Origin of the sequence: Ottowia thiooxydans, from assembly GCF_040548795.1 — a bacterium.
In the GTDB taxonomy this organism is placed as follows: domain Bacteria; phylum Pseudomonadota; class Gammaproteobacteria; order Burkholderiales; family Burkholderiaceae_C; genus Ottowia; species Ottowia thiooxydans_A.
In genome coordinates this window covers 438291-461290 of sequence record NZ_JBEPSH010000004.1, presented here as the reverse complement: position 1 = coordinate 461290, position 23000 = coordinate 438291, and the positions used below count along the sequence as shown (strand labels likewise).

General features: G+C 60.1%; 19 protein-coding genes. 11 read left to right on the top strand and 8 right to left on the bottom strand.

Going from position 1 to position 23000, the window contains the following annotated elements; genetic code table 11:
* The first annotated feature begins 15 nt into the window (after nt 1–15).
* From ABIE13_RS11650 to ABIE13_RS11615, 8 genes are all read left to right on the top strand, one after another.
* Nucleotides 16–924 (top strand): carbohydrate ABC transporter permease, encoded by a 909-nt coding sequence (locus ABIE13_RS11650; RefSeq protein ID WP_354443506.1) that lies wholly within the window; start codon nt 16–18, stop codon nt 922–924.
* Between the two features lie 38 nt (nt 925–962).
* Nucleotides 963–2063 carry an ABC transporter ATP-binding protein gene (locus tag ABIE13_RS11645; protein ID WP_354443504.1) on the top strand — a complete coding sequence of 367 codons (1101 nt, stop codon included), beginning with the start codon at nt 963–965 and terminating at the stop codon, nt 2061–2063.
* A gap of 148 nt (nt 2064–2211) precedes the next feature.
* Nucleotides 2212–3087 carry an FAD binding domain-containing protein gene (locus ABIE13_RS11640; RefSeq protein ID WP_354443502.1) on the top strand — a complete coding sequence of 292 codons (876 nt, stop codon included), beginning with the start codon at nt 2212–2214 and terminating at the stop codon, nt 3085–3087.
* A complete protein-coding gene (locus ABIE13_RS11635) occupies nt 3084–3668 on the top strand; it encodes a (2Fe-2S)-binding protein (RefSeq protein ID WP_354443500.1) in 585 nt (194 codons plus the stop codon). The genes ABIE13_RS11640 and ABIE13_RS11635 overlap by 4 nt, the downstream gene beginning before the upstream one ends.
* The gene (locus ABIE13_RS11630; protein WP_354443499.1) at nt 3665–6049 is read left to right on the top strand and encodes a xanthine dehydrogenase family protein molybdopterin-binding subunit; all 2385 of its coding nucleotides are present in this window, start codon (nt 3665–3667) and stop codon (nt 6047–6049) included. Before ABIE13_RS11635 ends, ABIE13_RS11630 begins: the two co-directional genes overlap by 4 nt.
* Nucleotides 6046–6939, top strand: a complete 894-nt coding sequence (locus ABIE13_RS11625; protein ID WP_354443498.1) for an NAD(P)-dependent oxidoreductase — start codon at nt 6046–6048, stop codon at nt 6937–6939. Before ABIE13_RS11630 ends, ABIE13_RS11625 begins: the two co-directional genes overlap by 4 nt.
* A gap of 2 nt (nt 6940–6941) precedes the next feature.
* Nucleotides 6942–7571, top strand: coding sequence for an SRPBCC family protein (locus ABIE13_RS11620; protein WP_354443496.1), 630 nt, complete (start codon nt 6942–6944; stop codon nt 7569–7571).
* A 153-nt stretch (nt 7572–7724) separates the two neighbouring features.
* Nucleotides 7725–8456 (top strand): hypothetical protein, encoded by a 732-nt coding sequence (locus ABIE13_RS11615; RefSeq protein WP_354443494.1) that lies wholly within the window; start codon nt 7725–7727, stop codon nt 8454–8456.
* Nucleotides 8457–8598: 142 nt separating this feature from the next.
* Here ABIE13_RS11615 and ABIE13_RS11610 read toward each other — a convergent pair whose 3' ends face one another.
* The 4 genes from ABIE13_RS11610 to ABIE13_RS11595 are packed head-to-tail and all read right to left on the bottom strand — an operon-like array spanning nt 8599 to nt 13141.
* On the bottom strand, nt 8599–9753 hold the full coding sequence (locus ABIE13_RS11610; RefSeq protein WP_354443493.1) for a CaiB/BaiF CoA transferase family protein: 1155 nt from the start codon (nt 9751–9753) through the stop codon (nt 8599–8601).
* A gap of 34 nt (nt 9754–9787) precedes the next feature.
* Complete coding sequence (gene metC, locus ABIE13_RS11605) at nt 9788–10963, bottom strand: cystathionine beta-lyase (RefSeq protein ID WP_354443492.1); 1176 nt, start codon at nt 10961–10963, stop codon at nt 9788–9790.
* 13 nt (nt 10964–10976) lie between these two features.
* Nucleotides 10977–11945, bottom strand: coding sequence for an ornithine cyclodeaminase family protein (locus ABIE13_RS11600; protein ID WP_354443491.1), 969 nt, complete (start codon nt 11943–11945; stop codon nt 10977–10979).
* A complete protein-coding gene (locus tag ABIE13_RS11595; RefSeq protein WP_354443490.1) occupies nt 11942–13141 on the bottom strand; it encodes an amidohydrolase family protein in 1200 nt (399 codons plus the stop codon). Before ABIE13_RS11595 ends, ABIE13_RS11600 begins: the two co-directional genes overlap by 4 nt.
* A gap of 84 nt (nt 13142–13225) precedes the next feature.
* Between ABIE13_RS11595 and ABIE13_RS11590 the strand changes: the two genes are divergently transcribed.
* Nucleotides 13226–13945, top strand: a complete 720-nt coding sequence (locus tag ABIE13_RS11590) for an IclR family transcriptional regulator (protein ID WP_354443488.1) — start codon at nt 13226–13228, stop codon at nt 13943–13945.
* A gap of 194 nt (nt 13946–14139) precedes the next feature.
* Here the strand turns inward: ABIE13_RS11590 and ABIE13_RS11585 are convergent, their stop codons facing one another.
* Together ABIE13_RS11585 and ABIE13_RS11580 are read right to left on the bottom strand one after the other, a co-directional pair.
* Nucleotides 14140–14352, bottom strand: coding sequence for a hypothetical protein (locus ABIE13_RS11585; RefSeq protein ID WP_354443486.1), 213 nt, complete (start codon nt 14350–14352; stop codon nt 14140–14142).
* Nucleotides 14349–15968 (bottom strand): FAD-dependent monooxygenase, encoded by a 1620-nt coding sequence (locus ABIE13_RS11580; protein WP_354443484.1) that lies wholly within the window; start codon nt 15966–15968, stop codon nt 14349–14351. The genes ABIE13_RS11585 and ABIE13_RS11580 overlap by 4 nt, the downstream gene beginning before the upstream one ends.
* Before the next feature lie 145 nt (nt 15969–16113).
* Between ABIE13_RS11580 and ABIE13_RS11575 the strand changes: the two genes are divergently transcribed.
* Both ABIE13_RS11575 and ABIE13_RS11570 read left to right on the top strand, forming a co-directional pair.
* Nucleotides 16114–16629 (top strand): VOC family protein, encoded by a 516-nt coding sequence (locus ABIE13_RS11575; RefSeq protein WP_354443483.1) that lies wholly within the window; start codon nt 16114–16116, stop codon nt 16627–16629.
* Nucleotides 16626–17756, top strand: coding sequence for an alpha/beta hydrolase (locus ABIE13_RS11570; RefSeq protein ID WP_354443481.1), 1131 nt, complete (start codon nt 16626–16628; stop codon nt 17754–17756). Before ABIE13_RS11575 ends, ABIE13_RS11570 begins: the two co-directional genes overlap by 4 nt.
* Nucleotides 17757–17809: 53 nt before the next feature.
* On the opposite strand, the gene ABIE13_RS11565 is transcribed toward ABIE13_RS11570, so the two are convergent.
* Nucleotides 17810–21376 carry a kelch repeat-containing protein gene (locus tag ABIE13_RS11565; protein WP_354443479.1) on the bottom strand — a complete coding sequence of 1189 codons (3567 nt, stop codon included), beginning with the start codon at nt 21374–21376 and terminating at the stop codon, nt 17810–17812.
* Nucleotides 21377–21845: 469 nt separating this feature from the next.
* Nucleotides 21846–22826, bottom strand: a complete 981-nt coding sequence (locus ABIE13_RS11560) for a Bug family tripartite tricarboxylate transporter substrate binding protein (RefSeq protein ID WP_354443477.1) — start codon at nt 22824–22826, stop codon at nt 21846–21848.
* Nucleotides 22827–23000: the final 174 nt, after the last annotated feature.

Below are 23000 nucleotides of genomic sequence, written 5' to 3'. Positions count from 1 at the left end.
GGAAAAAGAGTCACTATGAAATACCTCCCCTCGCCAAGGCAACTGCTGATCTTCTGCTGTTCGGTCGTCTTTGCGCTGTACGTCCTGGCCCCTGTGGCCTGGCTGGTGTCGTCGTCGTTTCAGTCGGAAGCTGAAATCACATCCGTGCCTCCGCACTGGGTACCGGAGCAGCCCACGCTGGAGAATTTCTCGGCCATCTTCACCTCGGGTGAAACCGAGATGACTTACGAGACTCGCAAGGAGGGCGATACCGCTACGGGCGGATTCATTCCATCCACAGCGAGCAACCTGCTGCCTTCCATGAAGAACAGCTTCATCGTGGCCTGCGCCGTGGTGGTGCTGAACTTGCTCATCGGCGTGCCGGCCGCGTATGCACTGGCCAAGATCCGTTTCATTGGCCGTTCGTCGTCCATCTATTTCATGTTGACCACCAGGGTGATTCCCGACATTGCCCTGGTCGTTCCCTTCTTCCTCTTCATTCAGAAGCTTGGGCTGATGGACACGCTTTCATCGTTGGTCATCACGTATCTGGCCATCACGGTGCCGTTCACGGTGTTCATTCTTCTGGGGTACTTCGAATCCCTTCCGGATGAGCTGGACAAAGCGGCGCGGGTAGATGGTTGCTCGCGTCTGCAGACTTTGTGGCTGGTCTACCTGCCACTTGCGCTGCCCTCACTCGTGGCTGTCATTCTGTTCACGTTCCTGACCAGTTGGAACGAGTTCTTGCTGGCGCTCATGTTCACGCAAACCACCGCCTCTCAAACCATGCCCATCGTGGTGGCGTCGTTCACCTCGGATTTCAACATCAGTTTCTCGTTCATCAATGCGGCAGGCGTCATGGCCATTATTCCCCCGGTGATCGTCGCCATCTTGTTTGAGCGCTACATCGTTTCTGGTCTGACCGCAGGCGCGGTCAAGGGATAGAACGCAGGCACGTTTCAAGAGCATTACAGGAGCACAGATTGGCCAGAATCAAGTTTGAATCTGTCGGCAAGCGTTATCCCAACGGATATGTCGCACTCGAGAATCTGAATCTCGACATCGGGGATAAGGAGTTTTTGGTGTTGTTGGGGCCATCGGGCTGCGGCAAGTCCACCACGCTCAATATGATCGCCGGTCTCGAGGACGTTACCGAAGGCCAGTTGACCTTCGATGGCGAGATCATGAACACCGTACCTCCGCACAAGCGAGACGTGGCCATGGTGTTTCAGAGTTATGCACTCTATCCGCACAAAACGGTGTATGAAAACATCGCCTTCGGCCTGAGGATGCGCAAGTACGAGAAGGCCGAGATTGATCGCCGGGTGAGAGATGCAGCGCGCAAGCTGGCGATTGAGCCCCTCCTGGAACGGCGCCCGGAGCAACTCTCAGGCGGACAGCGTCAGCGGGTGGCGTTGGGCCGCGCCATGGTGCGGCAACCTCAGGTGTTCCTGATGGATGAGCCGCTCTCCAACCTTGATGCGGCCTTGCGTATTTCCATGCGAGCGGAAATCAAGCAACTGCATCAGGCGATGCAGACAACCTTCGTCTACGTGACCCATGATCAAGCTGAAGCGCTCACGCTGGCCGATCGGATCGTCGTGATGCAAAGTGGCGTGGTGCAGCAGATCGGTAGTCCGGATGCGATCTATGAGCGGCCGCGAAACATGTTTGTGGCCTCGTTCCTGGGTAATCCTCCCATCAACTTCATGGAAGGACGCCTGACCTCGGAAGGCAACGCTCTTTACTTTGAGCGCGGTGGTCTGAAGATCTCCCTGCCTCTGGGCATGGCCGAACGCGTGAAGGCGCAAGCGGGTCAGGAAGTGGTGCTTGGTTTGCGCGCTGAAGACGTTGTCGAGACGAGCGGGCCGGATCATGGTGCGAGCCTTGCCGGGCGGGTGATTTCGGTGCTGCCTGTGGGCTCTGATCAGTTCATTGAGGTCGAGGTGGAGGGCGTCAAGCTTTTCCTGCGCCTTGGCAAGGAGTACCGTCATCGAGAGGGAGAGCAGGCCACGTTGTACCTGAACCCCAACCGCCTGCATCTCTTTGACAAACAAACCACGCAGAGCTTGCTGTGGGATTGATCCTGATCTCGAAGTCTGCAGCAGACCGCGAGCGGTCATCACGGGTGCGGCATGCCAATTGAGTGCACCAGCCTTGATCGCCTTGGTGGGCTGGTGTGGCCGTCCGCGGCTGTGCGCTCGACGCCATACAACTTGAATTAAGACTACCGTGAAACCGGCGTCTTTTGAATACCATCGTCCCGCCTCGATTGAAGAGGCGTTGAAGCTTCTCGCTGAGCACGGAGCCGAGGCCAAGCTGATCTCCGGAGGGCAGAGCCTGGTGCCGATGATGAATATGCGTCTGGCCAGTCCTTCGCATCTGATCGATATCAACGACCTGTCTGAGCTGGCGGGCGTGAGAAAGCGCGGAGACCTCATTGAGATAGGTACGCTCACGCGGCACCAGGAGGTGGCCTCTTCTTCCTTGGCGTCAGAGCATTGTCCGCTGGTGTCGCAAGCCGCGAGCACCATTGGGCACTATGCGATCCGCCAGCGGGGCACCTTGGGCGGCAGCTTGGCTCACGCTGACCCTGCCGCGCAGATGCCATTGGTGGCTCGCACGCTGGATGCACGCATCACACTCGCAAGCCATGCAGGAGAGCGCGAGCTGGCAAGCGCTGATTTCTTCCAAGCGGCCATGACCACTGCAGTCCGGCCTGATGAAATGATCGTGCGGGTGAGCTTTCCTGTGCAGCAGGCAGGGGAGCGTTTCTCGTTCAAACTGTTTTCACGTCGCCATGGCGATTACGCGATTGTCTCGGTGGCCGTGGTTCTGGGCACGCAAGAAGGGCGGGTGACCAAGCTGCACGTGGGAGTGGGTGGTGCGACCCCTGTTCCCGTACGGCTGGACACGGTTTTGGAAGAACTTCTTGGCAAGACGCCCGACGAGCCTTGGTTGAGGAGTGTCGGTCTTGCGGTCTACCACGCACTCACCCCGGAAGAATCTGCCCGTATCCCTGCGATCTACCGCAAGGAGTTGACGCAGAGCCTGGTCTCGCAAGCGCTGAAAGAACTGCTGGCAGAACAAGAGATGGAGCCCGTATGAACAAGGCAAGGATCATGCTGACGGTGAACGGCCAGAACATTGAGTTTGATGCCGAACCAAGAAAGCTGCTGTCGGATGCGCTGCGCGAGGACTGCCGTCTCACGGGTACGCATGTGGGATGTGAACACGGTGTGTGCGGAGCATGCACTGTGCTGGTGGATGGCCGGCCCCAGCGCGCTTGCCTCGCCTTTGCCATTCAGATGGAAGGCCACGAAGTCACCACGATCGAGTCTGTGGGTTCGCCCACGGACCTATCGATTTTGCAGCAGGCTATGCACGCATCGCACGGCTTGCAATGTGGCTTCTGTACCCCTGGCATCGTGATGACCTTCGAGTCGTTTCTGCGCGAACATCCTGATCCTTCTGAGGTGGAAATCAGAGAGGCGTTGTCGGGCAATCTATGCCGCTGTACGGGATACCAGAACATTGTGAGGGCGATCGTTGATGCCGCGCAGCGGATGAAGGAGGCGAGTCGGTTGGCCGGCCCCCCCAACCCTCTCCCACACGCGGGAGAGGGAGTGAGAACGCCTTTGTGCGCGAAGTCCGCGCGACAATACTTCGAGCGGGCTCTCAAGCCATGAGCACTTCAGAATTCCGCCACATCGGCGGTCACCAACCCCGAAAAGAAGACGCCCGCCTGCTCACAGGAAAAGGCCGCTACATCGACGACATCTTCGTCGACAACGCCCTCCACGCCTGTTTCATCAGATCCCCCCATGCCCACGCGCGAATCCTGTCCATCGACACGACAGCCGCGCAAGCCATGCCCGGTGTCGTCGCAGTGGTCACCGGAAAGGATCTGCAACAGTGGACCACCAGGCACAGCATGGCCCCTCCCATCGACGGGCTGCACCCGATGGAAATGGACACCTTGCCCATCAGCAAAGTCCGATTCCAGGGTGACCCGGTGGCCTGCGTGGTGGCCATTGATCGCTACCTCGCAGAAGATGCGGCAGAACAGGTGCAGGTCGAGTACGAACCCCTGCCTTCAGTCACCAATCTCTGGCGTGCACTCGAACCGGACGCTCCCCTGGTGGATGAGTCCCTGCCATCCAATCTTCTATCGCACCAAAAAGCAGTGCATGGGGATGTAGCGGGGGCCATGGGCTCAGCCTTCCGGATCGTTGAGTCCACCTTCTCACAGCACCGGCAAACCCATCTGCCCATTGAAACCAGGGGATGCATTGCTCAATGGGACCAAGGGCGCGGGCACCTCCTGTTCCAGGTGGGCACGCAAGTACCGCATCCGTATCGAACCACTTTAGCCACCAGGCTGCGTCTTAAGGAAACACAAGTCACCATTGATTCACCAGACGTCGGTGGTGCGTTTGGCCAAAAGATTGCCTTGTACCGCGAAGAGCTCACCGTGGCAGCTTTGGCCATCCAGCTCAAGCGCCCTGTTCGCTGGCGCGAAGACCGCATGGAAAACCTGCTGGCTGCGGCACAGTCTCGGGAGGACCATTGCCGCACGCGGGCCGCAGTGGATGCCGAAGGCCGGGTATTGGCGTTGGAGCTGGAGATGGTTGAAGACTTCGGCGCCTATAGCTTCTACCCCGGCAACTACCTGGCGCGAGTGGTCGCCATGATCCTGACCGGGCCTTACCGCATCCACCACTACAGCTACGACGTGCAGGTAGTGCTTTCCAACAAGACAGGCAATGCCCCCATGCGCGCGCCCATGGCGATCACCAGTTGGGTGATGGATGGCACCATGGATGCCATCGCCCGGAGCCTGGATCTCGACCCCATGGATGTTCGGCGCGTCAATATGCTCACCCGAGAGGAGATGCCTTTCACCATGCCCACGGGTGAGGTGCTCGCAGACGTCACGCCCTGTGAAACGATGGAAGGTGCACTGCGGGCCATTGACTATTCCGCGTTTCGTGAGCGCCAAAGCAAGGCGCGGGAAGAGGGCCGCTTGTTGGGGCTGGGTCTGTGCAACGTGGTCGAATCGACCACCTATGGTTCCAAGTTCTACAAGGCTGCAGGCATACTGGGTTCCGGCCATGAGGCTGCCTGGGTGCGCATAGAGCCCTCTGGAGAAGTCAGTGCTGCTGTCGGTCTGGGTGCCTCAGGGCAGGGTTACGAAACCTCGCTCGCCAACGCGGTGGCAGATGGACTGGGCGTTTCTCCCGGGTGCGTCAAGCTGCATCTCGGCCATACCGATATTGCTCCCTATGGCATGGGCAGCCGTGGCGCGAGGGGCGGGACAGCCGGCGGCGGGGCGCTCTACTTGTGCGCCCAAGTGGCACGCCAAGCTGTGCTCGACATTGCATGCTGCATGCTGGGCACAGGGCATGCCGAGCAGCTTCGCCTCATGGATGGCCGGATCCAAAACAAGCTGGCGCACGCCTGGGCAGACACTCCGCTCACGCTGGCCGACATTGCGCGCACGGCCTACCTTGACCCCCTGGCACTGCCCCCGGGCATGAAGCCCGGCCTGGAATTTCATACGACCTATGAACCCCCGCCCATGACGTACTCGAACTCAAGCCACGCGTGTGTCCTTGAGATTGACCCGCTATCTGGTGCCATTCGCTTTGAGCGCTACATAGTGGCCGAGGACTGCGGCACTGTGCTGAATCAGTTCGTGGTGGAAGGTCAGCAGCACGGGGCCATTGCCATGGGTCTATCTGGCGCCTTGTATGAGCACGTGGAGTACGACGAGATCACTGGCCAGAACCTTTCCGGCTCGCTGGCAGACTATCTTGTTGCCACCGCTTGTGAGCTACCGCGCTTTGAACTGCTTCCCATGCACACGCCCAATCGACAAACGCCGGGGGGCATGAAAGGCATGGCCGAGGGTGGCGTCATGGGCGCCATTGGCGCCGTAACGAACGCAATCAACGATGCGCTTTCTTTCCTCGGCGTGGTGGCAGATTGTCAGCCTCTCACGCCTATGTATATCCGGGAGTTGCTGCGCAACTCTCGTCATTCCACTTTCACCAAGGTGCAACCATGAGTGCCAATATGAGTGCCAATCCATCAGATCTGCGCGTGGGCTTTGTCGGCCTGGGCATCATGGGCCAAGCCATGGCCGGTCACCTTCTTGCGGCAGGCCATCCGCTGCGCATCTACAACCGAACGCGCGCCAAGGGCGACGCGCTCGTTGAAAGAGGTGCCCTTTGGTGTGACACACCGGCTGAGGTTGCTGCTTCGTCCGATGTGGTCATCACCATGGTGGGTTTCCCTAGCGATGTGGAGCAGGTCTGGCTGGGAGCAGAAGGTATCTTGAAAACGGCGCAGCAGGCCGTCTTGATAGACATGAGCACCTCCAGTCCAGCCTTGGCACAGCGGTTGGCCGCAGAGGCTCTGACGCGCGGCTGCGTAGCCTTGGATGCGCCCGTCTCTGGTGGTGATGTGGGAGCTCGCGATGCCAAGCTCTCCATCATGGTCGGTGGCGATGAGGCCGCATTCAACCGCGTGTTGCCCGTGCTTCAGCTGATGGGAAGCAATATTGCCCACGCTGGAGCAGCAGGAGCTGGACAACACACCAAGATGTGCAACCAGGTCGTCATTGCCTCCACCATCATGGGCGTATCGGAAGGTCTGGCCTATGCCAAGTCCGCCGGGCTGGATCCTGAGCGTGTCTTGCAAACCATAGGCTCAGGCGCGGCAGGGAGCTTTCAGCTCAATGTATTGGGTGCGCGAATTGTCAAAGGAGATTTCGCGCCGGGATTCTTCATTGAGCACTTTCTCAAGGATCTGGGAATTGCCCTGTCGGAGGCCGAGCGCATGGGCCTGAAGTTGCCGGGCGCGGCCTTGGCACGCCAACTCTACGAGCAGCTCGCCACACGAGGCCTCAGCCGCCAGGGCACACAGGCGCTTTATTGCCATTACGTTCAGGAGTGAGCATGGAATTCTCCGGCGAATACCGCATCGCGGCTCCTCAGCAGCGCGTATGGGAGGCGCTGAACGACCCCGCCATTTTGCAGGCCAGCATTGCTGGTTGCCGATCACTGGAGAAAACAGCTGAGAACACTTTTGCCGCGATCGTGACCACCAAGGTAGGGCCCATCTCAGCCACCTTTCGGGGTACGCTGGAGCTGTCGGAAGTCAACGCTCCCCACGGCTACACGCTGATCGGTCGTGGGCAAGGGGGGGCGGCAGGGTTCGCCAAAATGAGCGCCAGCGTGGGCTTGGTGCCCGATGGCGAGGCGACCCTCCTGCGCTATACCGCCGGAGCAGAAGTTGGTGGCAAGCTGGCCAGCGTCGGTAGCCGCCTGATCCAATCGGTGGCCAAGAAGAACGCAGAAGATTTTTTCCTGGCTTTCGCCAGGCAGTTGACAGGCGACACCCAGGACTCATCTCACACCGAAACGTCAACACCGGCCTCCAGCTTGCCGCACAAGGCCGTCCCGGCAACGCTTGGTGTCAACAGCCTCTCTACTGCTTCAGGGCAGACAGCGCCAGCATGGCTAGTTGTTTTCGGAACAGCGGTTGGTGTTGCCTTGGGGTATTGCCTGGCATTGATCATGCATTGAGATTTCGACCCCTATGTAACACTAGCGGAAACTTTGTATGACGGCAGACTCGGATGAGCTCGTATTTACTGGAGGCGCCAATTCCTGAGGAAATGGCTTAGATCCTGCGAAGCCGTATCATTGCTCTGGTGCTTTTTACTTTGCAGCCTCTTCATGGACGCTAACACCCCAGACGAACGGCCCAATAGCCCGCCAACTGAATCTGAGAATTCCACCACGCGCTGGATCATCGCCCTCTTTGCAGCGGCGCTTTTGCTGCTGGGTGGATACAAGGGCTACCAATGGTGGTCAGCCAGCGCGGAGCGTGTTCAAGCCGCTCCCACGGAAGCGGCACCCGACATAGCCTCTATGGCCTCGGCGGCCTCTGCCGCTTCGCAAGCGCTTCAACCCGTGCCTGTGCGGCCAGCTCAGTCCAGCCCGCCGCCTGTGGCAGAGGGCGAATTGCAGGCGCCCGCTGTGGTGGGGACCAACATCATCAATAAGTGCGAACTCAACGGGCAGGTGACCTTTACCAACGAGGCTTGCCCTGAAGGCGCAGTCGCCCAGCTTTCCCCGGCGGAGGCCACGGCAGTGGATCCCAACGGCGTCTCAGGCTCCACGGGTGAAAAAGCGCCACCAGTCGATCGTGTTGCCCTGGTATCAGAGCCCAGCCAGCAAGAGGCTGAATGTTCTTATCTCGTTTCGGAGATCACCCGGCTGAACTATGAATTCCAGCAGTCGCTCCCGCCACCTGTGCTCGATCAGATTGCGACCCGCCTCAAAGACATGCGTGATCGCAGTGCGGGATTGAAGTGTGCCGGCGCTCCCAAGCAAGAGTCCGCCAAACCTGCTCCTTCCGCTCGTCGCGCGGCTTCAGCACCAAAGATGTTGGAAGAAAAGGGTTAGTACCGAATGCATCTATTCCAGAACCACCGTTCGGGCTGAGTCAGGCCTGTTCTTGGTTTCTATGCTTTAAGGCCACTGATAAAAAAACCGTTCGGGCTGAGCCTGTCGAAGCCTTGCGCACGGCTTCAATCTTTCCACAAGCTCAGCTGTCCGTACTGGAGTACTCAGCACGAATCTCTTCCGTATGCTGGCCCAGATCAGGGGGCGCACGGCGGACTCCAAAGCCTTGGCCATTGAGCCGTATGGGTGACGTAAAGGTCTGAGTCTTTTGCCCGTTGGGAAGCTCCAGCGCTTGTACCCAGCCCATATGAACCGCTTGCGGGTCTGCCAATGCAGCGGCGTAGTCGTTGATACGTGCGTGGGGCACGCCAGCCGTGTTGAAGGCCTGTATCCAGTGGTCGACCGGCTGAGTGGTGAACACGCCCTCCAGAATATCCTTGAGCGCCACCTGGTTCCTGGCGCGGTCGGTGGTGGTGACAAAGCGCGCGTCTTCAGCCAGTTCAGGTTTGCCCACTACGGCCAGCACATCCAGCCACAGCTTGTGGTTACCCGCTGCAATGGCAAAGTAACCGTCCTTCGCCTCGAAGGCTTGATAGGGCGCATTGCGCGGATGGGCCGAGCCGAGCTTGCCCGGGCTGCGACCGTTGCCGAAGTATTCGCTGGTCTGTAGAGCGGCAATGCCCAGGGTGCATCCGAACATGGGGATATCAATGTGCGCACCTTGGCCCCCGGCTCGTACGTGCACCAGCATGGAAGCGATGGAGAAAGCCGCGTACAAGCCAGAGGCGAAGTCAGATACCGGTACACCGCATTTCACGGGCGCACCATCCGGCTCGCCCGTGACACTCATCACACCGGCGGCAGCCTGAATGGTGAGATCAAACCCACCTTCACCAGAACGCGGCCCGCTTTGCCCATAGGCCGAAATGGAGCAGAAAAGCAGTGAGGGCTTTTCTGCGGACATGGCCGCATAGCCCAGACCCAGGCGGTCCATCACCCCAGGGCGATTGTTCTCCACCACCACATCGGCTTCCAGAATCAGCCTCTTGGCCAGTTCCACGTCGGCTTTGTCTTTCAGGTTCAGCACTGCGGAGCGCTTGTTCCGGTTGAGCGAAGCAAAGTTTTCGCTGTAGCCCTGGTTCAGAGGCGGCCATTGACGCAGGCCATCGCCTGCAGGGGGCTCAATCTTCACCACTTCCGCACCCATGTCTGAGAGCAGCATGGTCGAAAAAGGGCCTGAGGCAGTAGAGCAGAACTCCACCACGCGAACACCAGCAAGGGGTAACAAAGCACTCATGGGCAAGTGACCAATCAAGTAGAAATAAATGGGGTCAGGAAGCGGCTGCGGCCATGGCCGCAAAGCCTGCTTCCAGATCGGCGATAAGTTCTGCGGGGTTGTCCAGCCCTGCATGTATGCGTATCAAAGGGCCGCCTGACCAGGGCTCTGCGGTACGCAGGCCGGTCAGGTTGCCGGGCATCATGAGGCTCTCGAAGCCGCCCCAGGAAAATCCAAGCTTGAAATGTTGGCGCCTGTCGCACAGTGCACTGACCTGCTCAGCCGTGGCGGACCGGAGCTCGAAAGCAAACAGGCCGCTGGCCCCTCGGAAGTCACGCTTCCACAGTTCATGCTGAGGGTGAGATGGCAATGCAGGATGGAGCACGTGCGAGACTTCCGGGCGCGTCTGCAGCCAGTGCGCCAGTGCCAGGCCGTGGCTTTCATGGGCGTGCATGCGCACTTCCAGCGTGCGCATGCCGCGCAGGATCAGCCACGCGTCATCGCCACCGACGCACAGGCCCTGTTGCCTGACCGACTGGTGAAGCTGCGGCCATAGGGCTTCGCGCACCACAGCAGCGCCCATTAACACATCGGCGTGTCCGCTCCAGTACTTGGTCAGGGGAATCACCGAGATGTCCACGCCCCAGTCAAACGGCCTCGACAACACGGGCGAGGCCCATGCGTTGTCGATGGCGGTCAGGATGCCGTGCCTCTGAGCGACTGCGCAAATGGCCGGAACGTCCTGAATCTCAAATGTGTAGCTTCCGGGGCTTTCCATGTAGATCATGCGGGTGTTGGGCTGCAACAGCTCTTCGATGCCGGCGCCCACGCAAGGGTCATAGAAAGTCGTTTGAACGCCAAAGCGCGTGAGCATGCCCTGCACAAAAAGGCGCGCGGGGCCGTACACCGAATCGCTCATCAACAGGTGGTCGCCCGGTGAGAGAAAGGCAAACAGAGTGGCTGCAATCGCAGACAGTCCGCTGGGCATCAAGGCCGCGCGGGCCGCATGGGGGCCCGCCTCTAGCTGGGCAACGGCCTCGGCCAATGCAAAGGTGGTGGGCGTGCCAGCGGTGGCGTAATTGGCCGCGCGCATTTGGCCTGCCGCTGTAGCAGCCACCTCTGCACGCATATCCGCCACATTGGAAAACAGCACGCTGGAGGCCCGCCATACCGGCAGGTTCACGGTTTCATAGGGCTTGCCAGGATCGCGAGCGATCGAAACGAAATCCATGCTTACGTTCCCTTCAATTCCAAGAAACCGAAATTCCCAAGCCCGCTGCTTCCGCTCGGTTGGCGGCTAACTCAATGGCGCCCAGATCGAGCGCCCCAAACCCCAGCGATTTGTAGAGCGTGATCTCGTCTTGGCTGGTACGGCCTGGTGCGCGGCCCAGCAACACGTCCCCCAGTTCGGCCTGGATGTGCCGTTCGGTGATGGTCCCTGCCGCCAAGGCGCGGCGTACATCGCCTGATTCAGCCAGTGCGGCATCTCTGCGGTCCACGAACAGGCGTGCAGCGGCCATCAATGCTGGATCGATCTCGCAGGCTGCAGGGGTACTTGAGCCGACCGCGTTGATGTGGCAACCCGGGGCGATCCATTCTTTTCGCAGAATCGGATCGTGGGCCGCAGTGACGGTGCACACCACATCGGCATCACGCACCGCTGCCTCAATGCTTGTTACTGGTTCGCACCCGGCTTCCCGCGCGAGTTCAGCCGCTTTCTCTGCGGAGCGTCCCCAGAGCCGGATCTGGGCGTTGGGCAAGATGGCGCGCATGGCGATGGCATGGTTGCGCCCTTGTATGCCCGCACCAATGATGGCGACAGTGCGCGCATCTGCTCGGGCGAATGTCCTGGTGGCCAAGGCGGTGGTGGCCGCGGTGCGCAAGGTAGTCAGCTCGGGGGCATCGGCCATGGCCAGTATGTGGCCCGTGTCCCCGTCGTGGAGCAGCACCATGCCTTGAAGGGGGTCCAGGCCTTGCGCTGAGTTATGCGGCGTGACCACCATTTGCTTGAGACACCATCTGCGTGGGGCCTTCATGCGCAGAGAAGGCATGAGTGTCATGCCGTTGGGGCTCTCGCCTTCAGGCCGTACACGGCTGCGCACCGGCGCGTAATAGCCGCCGTTTGCGGTGTCCATGAACACTTGCCGCATGGCCTCCACGCATTCCACGGTGGGCAACACGGCGCGAAGCGTCGGCGCGTCCAGCAAGATCATGCGGCACTCCTGATGAAGTCCGGCCCACAGCAATTCACCACCGGACGCAGGCGCGGCGGTGGCGTCTGTCGGCTGCGCCCCGACACGACAGCTTGCCCGTCGATCAGCACATGGGTGATGCCAGGCAAATCTCCGTGCGCCACCGCGTCTGCCAGTGAAGTGCCGGCAGAGCCTTCTACAGGTCCGCACAAGGCCAGATCGGCCGGACGTCCTGGGGCCAGGATGCCCTCTTGCAGGCCATGGGCACGGCCCGTGTTGCCGGTTGCCACTGCAATGGCCTCCGCAGGCGAGAGACCGCACATCGAAGAAAGAAAGAGTATGTTGCGCCAGGCTCCGCGCGGAATGACGCCCGTGCCGCCCGGCGTGTCGCTGCCCAGGGTCAGGCGATCGAGCCGCCCGCGCTGCACCAGGCGCCGCACTGCGCGGTGGCCGGAGGCGTAGTTGCCAGAAGAGCAGATTTCAAGCGGGAACTCCAGCTCATCGATGACGCGGTCCAGATCTTCGTCGCACATTGGAATCGGGCCGCCAGAAATATGCGCGGCAATGTCGGGCTGCAGCCATGACAGGATCTCAAACCCGCAGATCTGGCTGACGCCCGAACGCGAAACCCCTCCGGTATGCACCTTGCTGCGCAACCCGCGTTCACGCGCCCAGCGCACGTAGCGTTTGGCTTCCTCCGGGTCCTGCGCGAAGGGGTAGAACAGGAATTTCACCAGCTTCGCCCCCGCCTTGGCAAGCCGATCAAAGTGGGCTTCGGTCATGCCGGGTATGAGCAAGGCTGTGCCTGCATGCAGCTTCACCCCGCAGGCTCTGTCATTGGCAAAGGTGTTGGCGGTGACTTCTGCGAGCGAGGTCACGAGGTCGGGTGTGAGGGAGCCATAGTCCAGCCCGGGGAAGTGCAGTTCACCTGCCGACAGCATGCTGGTGGTGCCGCCATGCAGGTAGTTGCTGACCCAGCCTATGGCGTCTTGCGTAGGCGTCCATTGGCCTGCAACGGGATGCACATGGCCGTCAATCAGGCCGGGGACGACAGCCAGTCCGCCCGCATCAATTACCGTGTCAAAGCCTTCGTGAGAGGCAGGGTCCAGCGCCTCTATGCGCCCTTGCGCGATGGCAATGGACTTCACTGGCAAGCTCGGCTGCGCCAGATCGCCGGAATAGAATTCCCCGATGTTGTGGATCAAAACACGTTGCAAAACGATTTCTCCTTAAGTGTTTGGATTCTCAGACTGTGATGACCGATAATCGGACATCATCTGAACAGGCACCATCACTGAGTCATGCCCGAAATTTCCAAGACTGCCGATCAGGCTTTGGTTCTGTTGGCGTACATTGCCGAACACGGTCCCCTGGGAACCACGGATCTGGCGCGCCTTCTCGATATGCATCGTACCGTGGTGCATCGCCTGCTGGCCACGCTCCAGGGACGTGGGTTCGTACGGCGCGTGGAAGCCGGCTACCTGCCCGGCACGGCGTTGCTGCATCTGGCGCAGTTTGTGGAGCCGGATCTGATTGCGTCGGCCAAACCCTATTTGGACTCTTTGGCTCAGGAGTTTGGTGAAACCTTCATCCTGACGGCCTTGCAGGGCAGTCATGAGGCTATCCAGATCGAGCAATCCGTAGGTGGGCACCATTTCATGCGAGTGCAGCTGACGCGCGGGTTTCGCCATCCGCTGTCCAAGGGCGCGAGCGGGCGCTCCATCCTGGCTTTTTGCGAAGCACCCACGATCGCTTACGCACTGCAGCACGCCGAAGACCCGGATCACCTGAATCAATTGCTGGCTGAAGTTCGCGAAGTGGGCTATGCCGTATCGCACGACGAGCTTTCGCCGGGCGTACAAGGCGTGTCCGTACCCATCATGCAGGGCAAACTTCCCATCGCCTCGATTGGCGTGGTGTACCCTGCCGTACGTGCCGAGGCCGTGGAGACCTATGTCAAGGCACTGAAAAAAGCCGCCAACGCCATCGCCCGGGCCCTCAAGCAGCAGAGCGCGGGCTAATAGCCGGGCTCTGCTGCGTTGAGCTTGATCACGGTCGCATCGAAGTCTTGCTCTCATACCAGGCTGCTTTTTAAAACACAAATCCGTTCACCCTGAGCTTGGCCCGTCCTGAGCCTGTCGAAGGGTCGAAGCGCCGCAAAAGGCTTCGACAGGCTCAGCCCGAACGGTGTGGATGGGGTGAACGCAATCAGGTGTCAAAACGGGCTTTCTACCGCCACGGTTTCCGGGAAATCCTTGGTGGCGTCTTCAATCGCCTTGCGCACGCGCTGCGCATCACCCACCTCGTGCATCAGTAAGAGAGACAGGCGCGCCAGAATGTGCGGTGTCGCATCTTCGCCGGCGCGGGCCATGCGATAGCACAGGTCGGTATAGAGATCGTCAAGATCCTGGGGAGCAAGTGCGTTCACAGTGAGCCTCCTTGGCAGCAGAGTTCTATGGCTTGGGCAATGGCTGAAGCGTCCGCATGGCGCCAACGCGCCAAGACGTTTCCGTCAGGACGGATCAGGTACACCGTTCCGGCTTGGGCGTCATAGCGTTGGCCGATCTCTCCCTTGGCGTCCAGCTTGAGCAGTTTCACGTGCAGATTCTGTGCCGTCACCTGGGCCGCCAGTTCTGGCACCGGGTCAAAGGCCATCACGGTGAACCCCGGGCCGATGTGCTGGCACAGATGGCCGCCTTGGGGCAGTGGTCCATCAAGGAACGCAAAGCCACTGCGAGGCCCTGCACTGAAGGCCGCATCTTCAGCAGACTGGTTCAGCGGTGAGGTGGGATACCCCACCGTCGTGCTCTGCCGCGGATCAATCAGGCGGCGCACCCAGGGGTGGTCTGCCGCCAGCCCCAACACGGCAGAACGCATCAGCGCAAACGCCGGGGCCGGTGGTGCCATGAACTCAGCGCTCTTGGAGGCATGGCGCATGTTCTCGCGGGTGGCGAACACACGCTCGGGCGTGTAGGTATCCAGTAGCTTTTCAGAGGCCTGCCCCTTCATCACGAAGGCAAGTTTCCAGACCAGGTTGTTGACATCTTCCATGCCGGAGTTGAGGCCCCGCACCCCAAAGATGGGCACCAGGTGAGCGGCGTCCCCCGCCAGCAACACCCTGCCGTGGCGGTAGCTCTCCAGCGTCAGGCAACTGGCTCGGTAGAGGCTGATCCAGACCGGCTCCCAGGGCGCATGTTCGCCAATGAGCTCCAGGTGGCTTCGAATGCGCTCCAGCACGTTCTCTGGCTTGACGGCCTCCTCGGGGTCTTCGTCCTCGCGCAACTGGTAGTCGAAACGCCACAGGTCGTCGCGATGCTTGTGTAAAAGCAGGGTGGCACCCGGATTGGAGGGCGGATCGAACCAGGCGCGGCGCCCTGCAGGGAGTTCGCTCTTCATCTTGATGTCCGCAATGATGTACTGGCCGTCGTAGCGCGTTCCCACGAAGCGGGCACCCAAGGCTTTGCGCACGGCGCTGTGGGCGCCATCGGTGCCCACTACCCAGTCTGCACTCAGCGTGTAGCTGCCTTCGGGCGTGGACACATCCAGTTCTACGCCGCCATCAACCTGTCGCATGGCCTCCATGCGGTTTTGCCAGCGAATCTCAATCAGATCGGCGTAGTTGGCCCTGATCGAGTCCAGCATGTACTGCTCTATATAGCACTGCTGGATATTGACCAACCTGGGAAACCGTGCGGCCGGATCTTGCGGCACTTCCAGATGCAAGACCTCCTCCGTACGGTAGTAGCTCCAGCCTTCTGCCCAGGGCAGACCCTGTCGCATGATGGGCTCAGCCACTCCGGTCTGCTCAAAGATCTCCAGCGTCCGCGAGGTGACGCAACCGGCACGGCTGCCCAGGCAAACGCTGTCGTCGGCCTCCAGCACCACGCTGGAAATGCCTTGGCGAGCAAGACCGAGGGCCACCGCAAAGCCTACGGGCCCGCCGCCCACCACCGCTACCTGGTGACGAGTCTGATCGCGCCCTTGCAGGGTCTTGGGGACTACGGGCGCGAATTTTTCGTAGTCGAAATATGAAACGAACTCCATCAATGTCCTTGGCCGTTGAGAGAAATTGTGGCAGACTGATGTCCTATATTTGAACAATAGCATCCTGTATTCGGACAGTCTACCCAAGGCAACCGTTTTTCGTCAACTATCTTCAACCTTATCTTCAACCCATTGCGAGGTCTTCATGCAAACCCCTGAATTCAAGGTCAATCGACTGAATCACGTCGCCTGGCGCTGCCGCGACGCAGAAGAAACCCGGGCCTTCTATGAAGACCTGCTGGGTCTGCCACTGGCGCACGTCGTGCGTGAAGACCGTGTCCCTTCTACAGGAGAAGAAAGTTCGTTCGCGCATCTCTTCTTTCAGATGCAAGACGGCTCCTATGTCGCCTTCTTCGACCTGGGCGACGGTCAGGGCGCTTCTGACCCCACCACACCCGCCTGGGTCAACCATCTGGCCATGTCGGTCAGTTCTCGTGAAGAGCTGGAAAGTGCACGCCAGCGTCTGCTCAATGCGGGCGTCAAAGTGATCGGTATCGTTGATCACAGCTGGTTGCAATCGATCTATTTCCACGATCCCAATGGTCTGCGCCTGGAACTGTCCTGGCAGGCCAGTGGGGCAGACGTCCTCGACGAATTCTCACGCAGCGCCCATTCCACTTTGGCCCAATGGACGGCCGACAAAGCGGAGGGGCGCGCATGACTTCCTTGAATAAAGAGCTTGTGGTCCTGGACGTCAAGCCAGGCATCTCCATGGATTCGCAGTCTGGCATTGCCCAGCTGTGGCCCAAGATCTATGGCGCAATGGTGCGTGCCAAGGACCGCAAAACAGCGGCGATCGTCATGCACCCGGCCAGCAACTTCATGGGGCACTATTTGCTGGAGCCCATGGCCGAGGCTGGCATTACCATGCTGGGGCTCAACTCCCGCTATGTGAACAACGATTCTCAGCTCATCATGGAGCGGGTGCTGCAAGACCTGGGCGCCGGCGTGCGCTATCTGCGCGAGCAAGGCTACGAGAAGATCATTCTCATCGGCAACTCCGGCGGCGCCGCACTGGCCTCTTACTACCAGGCGCAGGCGGAGAATTTCACCGCCACGCATACGCCTGCGGGTGACCCTACAGGGCTGGTGGCTGAAGATCTGCCTCCGGTCGACGGCATCGTGCTCACAGCAGCACACCCAGGCCGCTCACGTCTGTTTGCCGATTGGCTCGATCCTTCGGTGATTGATGAGCGCGACCCTTTCTCCGTCAACCCTGATCTGGACATGTTCAACCCGGCCAATGGCCCTGCCTACAGTGCAGAGTGGCTGACGCGCTACCGAGCTGCGCAACTGGAGCGCAACGCGCGCATCGAACAATGGGCGCGTGCGCAACTGGCCTATATCCGCGCCATGCCGGTCCCCGTGCGCGATATGGCGTTCCTCATCTACCGCACAGCGGCTGACCCGCGGCATCTGGACCCCAGCCTGGACCCGAATGACCGGCCCGCAGGCAGCAACATCTGGGGCAACCCACGTGAAGTCAACTATGGCGCCAACAACATTGGCCGTTACACCACATTGACGGCGTACTTGAGCCAGTGGGCGGAATGCACCAAGGCAGATGGCCCCAGCAACCTCATCGAAACCAGTGTGCCTGTGCTGTCCATTGAGCACACGGCAGATGCTTCGGTAGTACCAGCGATGAACGCGCTGTGGAAGTCGCGCCAGCCGGGCCGCATCTCGCGCCATGAGCTCAAAGGCGGAACCCACTATCTTGCCGGCCAGCCTGAAAAGGTGCGCGAAACGCTAGATGCCATTGTGGGTTGGGTCAACCGGGCGCTCTGAAGACCTCACCTGAAGCTGGGCTCGGGCCCAATGTCCGCGGGGACGGCGCAGCTTCAGTTAACCCGGCGCATGCGTACACCCCATGCCGCAGCCCCCACCAGCGCCAGAGACAACAACAGCTTCTCCCATGGTCCATCAAACAGTGGCACAGGAGCAATCGTTGGGGCGGCCGCATCCACGGTGATGCTGAAGGTCTGCTCAAGTGTCGGTATCGTCGGCCCCGCTTTCATCAAGAGCAGCTCAGGCACGGTGCTGTCGGAGATTGACACCGTGAAGGCCTGCGTCTCAGCTTGAGTGGGCGTGCCGCTGATGATGATGGAAGCCCCGTCTGCAGACATAGCTGCACCGAGGCCTGCAGGTAGCTGGCCTGAAGTGATTGCGAAGTGGTAGGGAGCGACGCCTCCTGCAGGCGTGACGCTGGCGCCGTAGCTTTGACCCACCCTGCCGTTGGGCAGGCTGCCATCGCCGGGCACGTGCACACTGGCCACCGGTGACACAGGAGCCGTGCTGGAAGCGCTCGTGCCCGGGCCGGCGGTGGTGACCACCTGTACCGTGAAGTTGTACGGCGTGCCATTGCTAAGCCCCGCCACAGTGCAGCTTGTGGCCGGCACATCAGGCGGCGTGGCAGAGGTGCTGCAGGTGCTGGTGGCCTGAGGTGGGTTTCCAGTGGTGTAGGCCGTGACGGTGTAGCCCGTGATAGTGACACCGATCACCTGAGCAGGAGCCGTCCAACTGAGGGTGACTTGCTCATCGCCGGTAACTGTCATCAAGGAGGTGGGCGCCGCATTGTTAGCCGTGGGTGTGACTGGTGCGCTGAATGGTGAAACAGCACCTTCGCCCATCACGTTAACCGCCTGCACGGTAAACACATAGGCGGTGTCGTTGGCCAATCCAGTGACGAGGCACTCAAGGCTGCTGCAAGTCTGCTGGCCTACAACCGTTCCCGTATCGCTGGCTGCATAGGTTTTGACCAGGTAACCCGTCACCGCAGCACCTCCATCGTCAGCAGGCGCGGTAAAGCTCACGAGTGCAGCAGCTTGGCCTGCCGCCGCAACCACGTTGCCGGGCGCTTGTGGAATCAAAGGCACTAGCATCAACACGGCATTGGAGGCCATGCCATTGACGAACGCAGTCGCCCAATACCAACCCGCATGGGCTTGCAAAGGCTGCACAGGCAACGCCGCGGAGGTGTATGAAGTAGCGGTGGAGCTTGTGGGGCTCAACCAACTCACCGCGCCGCTGTCGAGCCGCCTGAGCTGCACCAGGGGTAGATTACTCGCGGAGGAGCGGGCGTCACCGCTACCGGCTTCACTATCGCCGTGAAGCTGTGTCCCTCCAAGCGAAATGGTCGCGCCCGGCAGAAGCAAGTTGTTCGGCGGTGCATTGAGCACGGGCTTTCGCGATGGAGACACATCACTTGCATCTGAGAAAATTTCCGCATTCCAGATGGCAACCCCATTGATATCGACGCCTCCTGCAACCAGCACCTTGCCATTGGGCAGCAAGATGGCAGAGTGAATTGCCCGTGTCGACAGCATGTTGCCCGTATCGCTCCAGCTGTTCAGCCCCGGGTCATACACATGTGTTCTCGCGTGATAGACACCGTTGAAGCCGCCGGCCGTCAGCACCTTGCCGTTAGGCAGCAGCGTGGCCGTGTGAAACCCTCCGGCTACACCCATATTCGCTGCATTGCTCCAGCTATTCGCTGCCGGGTCATACAACTGCGCACTCACAAGATTGCCTTGGTTGAACCCCCCCGCGATCAGCACCTTGCCATTGGGCAGAAGTGTCTCTGTATGGAGCGATCGCGCGATCCCGGGGTTCACCGCATCGCTCCAGCTATTGAGCTGCGGGTCATAAAGCTGTGCGTTCGAGAGATAAGCGCCGTTGTAGCCTCCCACGACCAGAACTCTGCCATCGGGCAAAAGCGTTGCTGTGTGTTGGGATCTGCCTACGTTCAGGCTGCCTGCCCCGCTCCAGATATCGCTCACCGGGTCATAGAGGTATGCGCTCGAAAGCGGGCCTGAGTCATTGATGCCACCCGCTACCAGAACCTTGCCATTGCGTAGCAGCGTGGCGGTGTGGCCGGAAAACCCCGTTGGCACGGGGCTCGTTTCGCTCCAGCTGTCAGCTACCGGGTCATACATAGCCGCGTTCGTGAGATAAACGCCGAGATTGGCTCCCCCCGTAAGCAGCACTTTGCCATTGGTTAGCAGGGTTGCCTTGGGCCAATTCCTGGGTACCAACATGTTGGCAGCCGGGCTCCAGCTGCTGTTTGCCGGGTCAAATAGCTGCGCGCCGGGGACAGGGATGCCGTTGCCGGTCCCCCCTGCGACGAGGACTTTGCCGCTCGGCAGCAGCGTGGCCGTGGATCTGAACCGGGCGTCTGTCAAGTTACCTATTGCGGCCCAGCTATAGCTGGCCGAGTCATACAGTTCCACGTCCGCGACAGCGATTTGGCCGGTGGTTTCTCCCCCGGCGACCAGCACGTTGCCATTGGGCAGCAGCGTGGCAGTATGCATGTCACGGGACGTCGTCAGGCTGTCTGCATTGCTCCAGGTGTTGCTGAACCAGTCATACAGTTGCGCATTGTTGAGAGCACCGCCGTTGTATCCCCCCGCGAGCAACACCTTGCCATTGGGTAGCAGCGTTGCCGTGTGCCAATACCGAGCCGTGCCCAGGTTGACCTCAGAACCCCAGCTGTTGTTCGAAGGGTCGTAAATCTGTGCGCTCATGAGCGCACCGCCGAAGCCGAATCCCCCTGCGATGAACACCTTGCCATTGGGCAGGAGTGTCGCGGTGTGATTGATCCGAGCCGTCGTCATGTGGATCTCTGAGCCCCAGCTATTGTTCGAAGGGTCAAAGACCTGCGCACTTGTAAGGAAGTTGCCGATCAGCGGCCCGCTACCTTCTCCTCCGGCGACCATTACCGTGCCATCGCGGAGAAGCGTCGCAGAGTGCTTGAACCGAGCCGTCGTCATATTGACCTCAGGGCTCCAGGTATTGCTCGAAGGGTTATAGATCTGTGCACTCGCGAGAGCGTTGCTTCCGTAGCCTCCTGCGATCAGAACGTTACCGTTGGGCAGCAGAGTTGCCGTGTGTGAGTGTCTGGCGGTCGTCAGATTGGCGGCTGCGCTCCAAGTATTGTTGGCCGGGTCATAAACATGCGCGCTCATGACGGAGACGCCGCTCGCCGACCCACCTACGATCAGAACCTTTCCGTCAGGCAACAGCGTTGCCGTATGAAAGAATCTAGCCTGCGGCATGTTGCTCGCAGCGCTCCAGGTATTGGTTGCCGGGTCGTAAATCTGCGCACTCGCGAGAATCCCACTGCTGCCCATCCCCCCGGCAATCAGTACTTTGCCATTGGCCAGCAGCGTTGACGTGTGCGAGCGCCGAGCGTCCGTGAGGTTGGCCGCATCACTCCAGCCTTGCGCCTGCGCATGACCGGCCCATAGCCCTAAAGTCATCACCAGCAGCGTCATGATGGTGAGCTTGTCCCATGAGGCAATTCCACGGAACATGAGCCAAAGGCGTGCTCGCCCATCCGCAAAAGCTCGGATGACTCTGACTCCTGAAAAATCAGGCGCGCTCTTGCTGCCGCAGTTCGTTGAAGACATGACCCAGCCCCTCCACGCATCTATACGAATCGTTGGTACGGAGTCAAGCGATGGAATCTGATTTCGCGACCCCGAACAGATCGTAACCACGTTCTAACGCCGTGGATCGAGGGCGGGAGCCCCTCTTACCCCGGCCAAGCGATGCAGCCAGAAATCAAATCGTGTGCTAAGCGCCACCGAGCCATGCCCAAAGCTCCTCATGCATTAGATCGCATTGCCAAGGTCTTGTATGTAGCCCATAAAGGTTACAAAAGCGCAAGAAGGGGGAGAGGTTAAGGGCCCGGGAACGGGGAGCCCATCCTGATGCCCACGCCCAGCATCCCCCATGAGTTTGAGCAGGGTCCCCAGGAGCGATGCCAGGCCAACGGCATGAAGCGGGGCTGATTCAAGCTGTCCTGCCGCGCAGACGTCCTAAGGGACCTTGACCTGACACCCCATGCATCCCCGCAAAAGGATGCGGTTTCCAGGTTCAATCCACGTGAATGTTCTTGGACTTGATCAGTGCCGCCCACCGCACACGCTCCGTTTCAGCAAAACGTTCAAATTCCGCTGTGGACTTGCTGGTCACTGGCTCCAGTCCCATGCCGCGCAATTTTTGGGCGACATCGGGGCTTTCGATGGCGTCACGAATGCCGGCGAAGAGTTTTTCCGCAATGGCGGGTGGTGTGCCGCGTGCCACTGCAAACCCCATCCACGAAATGGCTGAGAAGTTCGGATAGCCCTGCTCAGCGATGGTGGGCACTTCTGGCGCTACTGCAGCACGCGTGGGCGTTGAAATGCCCAGCGCCCGCAACTTGCTACCTTTGATCTGTGGCAGCGCCGTGGGGGACTCCAGCATCGCCACATCGATGACGCCCGCCAGCAGGTCCGCCACGGCGGGACCCGAGCCCCGGTAGGCCACATGCTTGATGTCGACCTTGGCTTGTTCAGCCAGGCCTTCCATCGACATGTGGTGGATGGTCCCTATGCCAGCAGAGCCATAAGACAGGCGGCCAGGATTCTTGCGTGCGGCCTCTATGAAATCAGACAAGTTCTTGTACGGGCTATCCATCTTCACCGCGATAAGAAGAGGGGTGCGCACGATCTGCGTGAGTGGCTGGAGCGTCTTCTCCGGCAGCGTGATGGGTTTGCTCTGCAACGCAGCTGCTACGGCCAGTGTGTCGGCTGTGGCAGCGAGCAGGGTATAGCCATCGGCGGGCGCAGTGGCCACCGCGTGGGCGCCTATCAAAGTACCGGCTCCGGGCTTGTTGTCCATGACCACAGGCTGACCCCAATCGGTGCTCAGTTTGTTGCCCACCATGCGCGCGATCACATCGACGCCGCCTCCTGGAGGAAACGGAACAATGACTTTGACCGGCTTGTTCGGAAAATTGTCCTGCGCAAAGCTGGGCGCCTGAGTGACCAGCAGTGCGCAGATGAGCAAGGAGCGTATGGCGTGGATCGACTTCATCGTGGGGTACCTCAAAACGGTGGCGGTCACACACCCGCCACAAAGTCATCAAACCGGTCTTCGAGCGGGGTAATTTATGCTTCCGAATATCGGACATCAAGATGCGTTATTCGGATAATTCAATATTGCCATGGCCAGGCCACATTGACAAGAGGAAACGAGTGCAAAAGCTAT

Excerpts from the sequence above, each read along its gene's own strand:
- metC (WP_354443492.1), bottom strand. The coding sequence starts at position 10,963 with ATGGATTTCGTTTCGATCGCTCGCGATCCTGGCAAGCCCTATGAAACC.
- ABIE13_RS11610 (WP_354443493.1), bottom strand. The coding sequence starts at position 9,753 with ATGAGTGCTTTGTTACCCCTTGCTGGTGTTCGCGTGGTGGAGTTCTGC.
- ABIE13_RS11600 (WP_354443491.1), bottom strand. The coding sequence starts at position 11,945 with ATGATCTTGCTGGACGCGCCGACGCTTCGCGCCGTGTTGCCCACCGTG.
- ABIE13_RS11575 (WP_354443483.1), top strand. The coding sequence starts at position 16,114 with ATGCAAACCCCTGAATTCAAGGTCAATCGACTGAATCACGTCGCCTGG.
- ABIE13_RS11580 (WP_354443484.1), bottom strand. The coding sequence starts at position 15,968 with ATGGAGTTCGTTTCATATTTCGACTACGAAAAATTCGCGCCCGTAGTC.
- ABIE13_RS11625 (WP_354443498.1), top strand. The coding sequence starts at position 6,046 with ATGAGTGCCAATATGAGTGCCAATCCATCAGATCTGCGCGTGGGCTTT.
- ABIE13_RS11565 (WP_354443479.1), bottom strand. The coding sequence starts at position 21,376 with ATGTCTTCAACGAACTGCGGCAGCAAGAGCGCGCCTGATTTTTCAGGA.
- ABIE13_RS11620 (WP_354443496.1), top strand. The coding sequence starts at position 6,942 with ATGGAATTCTCCGGCGAATACCGCATCGCGGCTCCTCAGCAGCGCGTA.
- ABIE13_RS11560 (WP_354443477.1), bottom strand. The coding sequence starts at position 22,826 with ATGAAGTCGATCCACGCCATACGCTCCTTGCTCATCTGCGCACTGCTG.
- ABIE13_RS11570 (WP_354443481.1), top strand. The coding sequence starts at position 16,626 with ATGACTTCCTTGAATAAAGAGCTTGTGGTCCTGGACGTCAAGCCAGGC.
- ABIE13_RS11615 (WP_354443494.1), top strand. The coding sequence starts at position 7,725 with ATGGACGCTAACACCCCAGACGAACGGCCCAATAGCCCGCCAACTGAA.
- ABIE13_RS11650 (WP_354443506.1), top strand. The coding sequence starts at position 16 with ATGAAATACCTCCCCTCGCCAAGGCAACTGCTGATCTTCTGCTGTTCG.
- ABIE13_RS11630 (WP_354443499.1), top strand. The coding sequence starts at position 3,665 with ATGAGCACTTCAGAATTCCGCCACATCGGCGGTCACCAACCCCGAAAA.
- ABIE13_RS11635 (WP_354443500.1), top strand. The coding sequence starts at position 3,084 with ATGAACAAGGCAAGGATCATGCTGACGGTGAACGGCCAGAACATTGAG.
- ABIE13_RS11590 (WP_354443488.1), top strand. The coding sequence starts at position 13,226 with ATGCCCGAAATTTCCAAGACTGCCGATCAGGCTTTGGTTCTGTTGGCG.